General features: G+C 36.3%; 6 protein-coding genes. 5 read left to right on the top strand and 1 reads right to left on the bottom strand.

From position 1 onward, the window contains the following. The first annotated feature begins 377 nt into the window (after positions 1 to 377). A complete protein-coding gene (locus B5X51_RS11855) occupies positions 378 to 1049 on the top strand; it encodes a TIGR02117 family protein (protein WP_079721394.1) in 672 nt (223 codons plus the stop codon). Between the two features lie 113 nt (positions 1050 to 1162). Here B5X51_RS11855 and rimO read toward each other — a convergent pair whose 3' ends face one another. Then, complete coding sequence (gene rimO, locus B5X51_RS11850; protein WP_079721393.1) at positions 1163 to 2512, bottom strand: 30S ribosomal protein S12 methylthiotransferase RimO; 1350 nt, start codon at positions 2510 to 2512, stop codon at positions 1163 to 1165. A 529-nt stretch (positions 2513 to 3041) separates the two neighbouring features. On the opposite strand from rimO, the gene B5X51_RS11840 reads away from it, so the two are divergent. From B5X51_RS11840 to B5X51_RS11825, 4 genes are all read left to right on the top strand, one after another. Next, on the top strand, positions 3042 to 4175 hold the full coding sequence (locus B5X51_RS11840; RefSeq protein ID WP_079721391.1) for a DmpA family aminopeptidase: 1134 nt from the start codon (positions 3042 to 3044) through the stop codon (positions 4173 to 4175). Between the two features lie 251 nt (positions 4176 to 4426). After that, the gene (locus tag B5X51_RS11835) at positions 4427 to 5410 is read left to right on the top strand and encodes an AbiH family protein (protein ID WP_079721390.1); all 984 of its coding nucleotides are present in this window, start codon (positions 4427 to 4429) and stop codon (positions 5408 to 5410) included. A gap of 244 nt (positions 5411 to 5654) precedes the next feature. Continuing rightward, positions 5655 to 5906, top strand: coding sequence for a DUF6364 family protein (locus B5X51_RS11830; protein WP_079721389.1), 252 nt, complete (start codon positions 5655 to 5657; stop codon positions 5904 to 5906). After that, entirely contained in the window at positions 5906 to 6328 is a 423-nt protein-coding gene (locus B5X51_RS11825; RefSeq protein WP_079721388.1) for a type II toxin-antitoxin system VapC family toxin, read from the top strand. The genes B5X51_RS11830 and B5X51_RS11825 overlap by 1 nt, the downstream gene beginning before the upstream one ends. Positions 6329 to 6530: the final 202 nt, after the last annotated feature.

Below are 6530 nucleotides of genomic sequence, written 5' to 3'. Positions count from 1 at the left end.
AAGTCTGGATTTTTTGGTTCTTTTTCATCGAGGGAAAAAGAACGGGACCAATTAAAAACAGATTGTCGCATTGGCTATAGCTTGGACCCAGCAAGCTTTTTTCAACTCATTATTGCTAAGGAATGAAATAGAATGCGGGAACCATCCCTTTCTTCTCCTTCGGAGAATTCATTCCCCTCCTCACCCAGGAGGGGAGCTTTAAATTGAAAATCTTAGTCTTTATTTTACATATCAAGCCCGATGATAGTTGGGGTTGCAGCGGAAAGTTTTGTCTAACTTGGGTAGCTGTTCTCGATATGGTTTTCTTCGGTTATCACCTTAGAAACTCATTCGAACTGAAATACTTATAAATAGGAAATAATTAATAATTTAATAGAATGAAACAAGGATTCCGTTATCTCTTAAAACTCCTTTTAGTTCTGTTATCGCCGGTTATATTTTACCTGGTGATAGCATTAATAGGCTCAACGATTCCTGTAAATTCACATTCAACTCCCAAAAACACCGAAATTGAAATCTATCTTTATAAACAGGATATGCATACCGATATTTTACTTCCGGTAAACACTAAAGTGATTAGTTGGGATTCGATTTTTAAACCGGAACATAGCTTATCAAATCCACAGAATTCGGAATTTATCGGGTTTGGTTGGGGTGATCTTAATTTTTATAGAAATACCCCGCAATGGGAAGATCTAAAACTGAATGTAGCGTTTAAAGCGCTTTTTTTAAGGTCGCAAAGTGCACTACACACTCGCTTTTATCAAAAAATACCAGTTTCAGAAAACCTGGTGAAAATTTCAGTTTCAGAAGATCAATATAAGAAGCTAAGTGAATATATTCTGGAAACTGTAAACGCTGAAAATAAGAGAGAAATTCCACCTGTTTCAGGTTTACATTATTATCGCGATGATGCGTTCTATTTAGCTAAAACTTCTTTTAACCTTTTTAAAACCTGCAACACCTGGACAAATTCCGCACTAAAAGCCTCCGGACTTAAAGCCTGTTTATGGACACCTTTTCCGCAGGGCATATTTTATCATTATTGAGTCGGTAGTCGGTAGTCGGTAGTCGGTAGTCGGTAGTCGGTAGTCGGTAGTCGGTAGTCGGTAAATTTGAAAAAATTCAGTTAACCAGATTACTTCATACACTATACACGAAATTACACGCTCTTCACTTTTAACTCTTTTCTAACCGGTTTTGGTGCTTCGTGAACTGGTTCAGCATACAAATCGAAATCGGCAGCATCGGTTACTTTTACTTCGTAAAATTCTCCGGTTTTCAGGTATATTGAAGTGGCATCTATTAAAACTTCATTATCCACATCTGGTGAGTCAAATTCAGTTCTACCCACAAAATAATTCCCTTCTTTTCTATCGATCACCACTTTAAAAACCTGTCCGATTTTTTCCTGATTTAATTCCCAGGATATCTGGCTCTGTATTTCCATAATCTGGTTGGCACGATCTTGTTTCACATCCTGTGGCACATCGTCTTCCAGATTGTAAGCATGTGTATTTTCTTCGTGAGAATAGGTGAAACAGCCTAAACGCTCAAAACGCATTTCTTCTACCCAATCTCTCATTTCTTCAAACTGCTCCTGGGTTTCTCCCGGGTAACCTACAATAAGTGTGGTTCTAATGGCCATTTCGGGAACATACTTCCTGAAGTCTCTAAGCAATTTTGTAGTTTTCTCGCTCGTAGTTCCGCGGCGCATAGATTTCAACAATTCAGTATTGATATGCTGCAACGGAATATCTATATAATTACAAATCTTAGGCTCACGCTTCATCACATCCAGTACATCCATTGGGAAACCGGTTGGAAATGCATAATGCAAACGAATCCACTCAATTCCTTCAACTTTCGCAAGGTTTTCCAGCAATTCGGCTAGATTTCGTTTTTTATAAAGATCAAGCCCATAATAGGTGAGATCCTGTGCGATAAGAATTAATTCTTTTACGCCATTAGCGGCAAGATTCTTCGCTTCTTTTACCAGGTCTTCAATTGGCGTAGATTTATGGCCACCGCGCATTAGCGGAATAGCGCAAAAAGAACAGGGCCTGTCACAACCCTCAGCAATTTTAAGATAAGCGTAATTTTTTGGTGTGGTTGTTAGACGCTCACCAAGCAATTCGTGTTTATAATCGGCTTCCAGCGCTTTTAGTAAGCCGGGAAGTTCTGTAGTTCCAAAATACTGGTCTACATCCGGGATTTCTTTTTGGAGATCTGGTTTGTAACGCTCGCTTAAACATCCGGTTACAAAAACTTTATCTACCTCTCCCTGTTGTTTCTGTTCTACAAACTCCAGGATGGTATTCACCGATTCTTCTTTGGCGTTGTCTATAAATCCGCAGGTATTAATCACCACAATATTGCCGTCCTGCTCGTGCACCACGTCTTTATTGTTGCCCTTAAGCTGCCCCATCAACACCTCACTATCATATACATTCTTGCTGCAACCAAGGGTTACTACATTAATACGGTTCTTCTTTATCGACTTTGTCCTCATAATAATATTCTATTTTTCAAAGCTCTTAGACCTCACAGGTTTTCAAAACCTGTGAGGTCTTCATTGGCTTCTTAAAAGCGGGTGCAAAGATACAATCTATAATTTGAATTACAGCAGCTTAATATTGAAAGGAATAACTTCCTTAATCTCTTTTTCTAATTTGGTATTTCTACTTAAAAATCTAACCTGATTACTACCAACCCTTCATTTAGCTCACAGTTTTTATTCCATAAATATGGGTTCCTGAACCTATCGGTTTCTTTTGCTCGTCCAAAAGAAACGAAGCAAAGAAAAAGACGCCTTTTTCAAGGAATTTTTTGTCAAAATGCCAAAAACCGTGACCAAAACCCCGCGGATGCACGATTGAAAAAATCGCCCATCCTGAATCTCGGGGTCTTGTGCACATATTCTGCGAAAAAGGATCTACATAAGTAGGCCGTTAAAAAAATTATTCTAATTATTTCGAAAATTGCCATTCATAGTATTTCGTAACTTTCCACTTCATGAAAATTTAAAAATCCAGTTATCAATGAAATATTCCCTCCTGCTCACTTCATTATTATTTTTTATGCTGAATTTGCTAAACGCACAGCAACGCGTAGAGGAAATTCCGATGAAAATTGGGGTGATGCAAAGAGGAGCCTTAAACGCGATTACCGATGTTGAAGGTGTAAAAGTTGGGCATACTACGCTGGTAAAAGGAGATTCGGTGCGTACCGGCGTAACGGCTATTCTTCCGCACGGTGGAAATATTTTTCAGCAAAAAGTACCCGCAGCGGTTTTTGTGGGAAATGGCTTCGGAAAACTGGCCGGCAGCACACAAATTAATGAACTGGGAAACCTGGAAACCCCTGTGATCCTTACCAACACTTTAAACGTTCCCACCACGATGGATGCGCTGATAAAATATACGCTAAATCTGCCCGGAAATGAAAACGTACGTTCGGTAAATGCCGTGGTAGGCGAAACTAACGATGGCTATTTAAACGATATCCGAGGGCAATACGTGAAAAATGCAGATGTAATTTCAGCGATTCAAAATGCGAAAACCGGAAAAGTGACTGAAGGCAATGTTGGCGCCGGCACGGGCACCATCGCTTTTGGCTATAAGGGTGGGATTGGCACGGCTTCCCGAAAACTGCCCGAAAGCCTGGGCGGTTATACCTTAGGCGTTTTGGTACAAAGCAATTTTGGCGGGGTTTTGCAAATTGCCGGGGTACCGGTAGGCCAAAAGCTGAGAAACTACAGTTTTAGCAATAATTTACTGAATAATGTAGACGGTTCCTGTATGATGGTAATAGCTACCGATGCGCCTTTGAATAACCGAAACTTGCAACGCCTGGCTAAGCGAGCATTCCTCGGACTGGCAAAAACCGGCGGTATCGCTTCCAACGGTAGCGGCGATTATGTGATCGCTTTTTCTACCGCCAAAGGGGTGAGAATTCCTTATAAAATAAATACCGAAACCTTAAAACATGAAGTAGTTCCCAACGATTTGATGTCGCCACTGTTTATGGCCTCCATTGAAGCCACCGAAGAAGCTATTTTAAATTCTTTATTTATGGCTGAAACCACTACGGGTTTTAAAGATCGTACTATTAAAGCTTTACCTAAAGAAGAAGTTTTACAATACTTAAAAGAAGCCGGTGTTTTAGAGGATTAGAACTAAGCTTATTATAATTATTACATACTCATCTACAAAATTCCCTGTTTTATTGATAAAAAAGTTAAAAACCTGTTAGTAAATAGCCCAAAAATTACGGTTTCCCACAGTTTTAAGCCTTGACAATAATTTATATTTGAAAAGCTAAGTATATCCCGGTAGGCTTTTAGTTAAATCTTTATTCTAAACCGGGTCAAAGAAGTTAGCCACAAGGCTTAATCGAAATTGCAACTTAAATTATAAAAATTAGAATGCGCATCCTTCATTTAATTGGTAATGGTTTTGATTTAAACCTAAAAATGAAAACTAGCTATAAGGAATTCTACCAATATTATAAATCCGTAAAATCTGATGATAAAGAAATTAAGTTACTAAAAGAACATATTGAAGAATATTATAAAAATTGGTCAGATTTAGAACTAGCATTAGGCGAGTATACCGAGAAATTGGAAAATTTAAACCAATTCGATAACGTTTTTGATGATATAGGTGATCATCTTGCTGCTTATCTGCAAGAAGAAGAGAATAAGTTTGACTCAAGTAAAATAGATAAGGATAAATTCTATAACCATTTAGCATTTCCTGAAAACAATCTTCCTCTAGCTGACAGAAATAAAATTTTAGCATATAAAAGTAAATTTAAAAGAAGCCACTGGGGAATTGATCTTGTAACCTTTAATTATACTAGAATTCTAGATAAAATTATTGTCGAAAAACAACAACAGTTGGTTCTAAAAACACAACAGAACATTCAAACTACAATTACTTTAAGAGGAGTAGATCATATTCACGGATTCACGGACGATAGAATGATTCTTGGTGTTAACGATTTATCCCAAATCAAAAATAAATCCTTCCATTCAAATCAAAATGTTTTGGAAGCAATAGTTAAAGAAAAATGCAATAAAGCAAGTAGACATACTTTAGATGAATTATTGAAAAGAAAAATAAACGTAAGTGATCTGATATGTATTTTCGGTTCATCTATAGGTGATACAGATAATATTTGGTGGGAGTTAATTGGAGAAAGACTTAAAAAAAATATTCCACTTATAATTTTTACAAAAGGTGAAGAAATTCCCGCAAGAAGAAAATATAAGAGTAATCGTGTTGAGAGAGATATTAAAACTTATTTCTTGAATAAGACAAAACTTTCACAAAAGGAAAAAGATGCTATAATGCCAAATATTTATGTTGGATTAAATTCTGGTATGTTCAATGATATTAGAAATTAAAGCCCAGTTGCTAACAAAGACGGTTCATCGCCAATAAGCGGCAGCGTTAGAAAGAAAATAATTAACTTGACCAAAAAACATAAACTAAGCCGAAAAATCCGCGTCCCTTACTCCGCCAACTGGCGATAAAGGAGACCTTTAGCTACAAGCGGATTACATAGAAATCGTGTAAATAAATAAAAAATAACACGTGCAAACAGAATTCTTCTTTATATTTGTATTTATAACTTTCAATTGAAAAGTGATGAATACAAAACTGACATTAACGATAGAAAAAGAAATTATAAAAAAGGCAAAAGATTACGCTAAAGAAAAAAATCGTAGTCTTTCAGACATCATTGAAAATTATTTAAAAGTCCTTACAAAAGAAGAAGAAAAGCAAAAGGATAAAAAATTAAATCCTGTAGTGAAATCTTTAAAAGGATCTTTCAAAATGCCCAAAAACATGGACTACAAAAAAGAACTTAGAAATCGCTTAGAAGAAAAATATAAATAATGAAAAACGTTCTTATTGATACTGATGTCATTTTAGATTTCTTCTTTGACAGAGAACCATTTGCAGAATTTGCAACAGATATTTTAAACTTATGCGAGGAGAATAAAATCAAAGGATTTACAACTCCAGTAATTATTTGTAACACATATTATTTACTAAGAAAAACGGCCAAACACGATATTGTAATTGAGAAAATAAAACAACTTTTGACAATTATAGATGTATTGAAAATTGATAAAGAAGTAGTTCTCGATTCCTTAAATTCAGATTTCAAAGATTTTGAAGATGCGCTACAAAATTATTCAGCAGTCAAAAATGGTAAAATAAGTGTTGTTTTAACCCGGAATATTAAGGATTACAAAAAGAGTGAATTAGCAGTAATGACTCCTGAAACATATTTACGTGGAACCGCCAGTAGCTAACAATAACGGTTTATCGCCAATAGACGGCAGTAGTTAGTATGAAAATAATTAACTTGACCAACAAACCAGCTCTAAGCCGACCACTTCGCGTCCACATTTCCGCTACTTGTCCATCTCCGCAAACACGTTAGCACCAATTCAAGACAAAGGAATAAAAATTTCAATTAAGAACAAATACAGAAATTATACCTACAAAAACGGC

It is taken from the genome of Salegentibacter holothuriorum (assembly GCF_900168045.1).
GTDB classification, from domain to species: Bacteria; Bacteroidota; Bacteroidia; order Flavobacteriales; family Flavobacteriaceae; genus Salegentibacter; species Salegentibacter holothuriorum.
This window is presented reverse-complemented; position numbering and strand designations above follow the sequence as displayed.

Bases quoted from the DNA above. Each gene is read 5' to 3' on its own strand.
- rimO (WP_079721393.1), bottom strand. From the start codon at position 2,512: ATGAGGACAAAGTCGATAAAGAAGAACCGTATTAATGTAGTAACCCTT.
- B5X51_RS11825 (WP_079721388.1), top strand. From the start codon at position 5,906: ATGAAAAACGTTCTTATTGATACTGATGTCATTTTAGATTTCTTCTTT.
- B5X51_RS11830 (WP_079721389.1), top strand. From the start codon at position 5,655: ATGAATACAAAACTGACATTAACGATAGAAAAAGAAATTATAAAAAAG.
- B5X51_RS11840 (WP_079721391.1), top strand. From the start codon at position 3,042: ATGAAATATTCCCTCCTGCTCACTTCATTATTATTTTTTATGCTGAAT.
- B5X51_RS11855 (WP_079721394.1), top strand. From the start codon at position 378: ATGAAACAAGGATTCCGTTATCTCTTAAAACTCCTTTTAGTTCTGTTA.
- B5X51_RS11835 (WP_079721390.1), top strand. From the start codon at position 4,427: ATGCGCATCCTTCATTTAATTGGTAATGGTTTTGATTTAAACCTAAAA.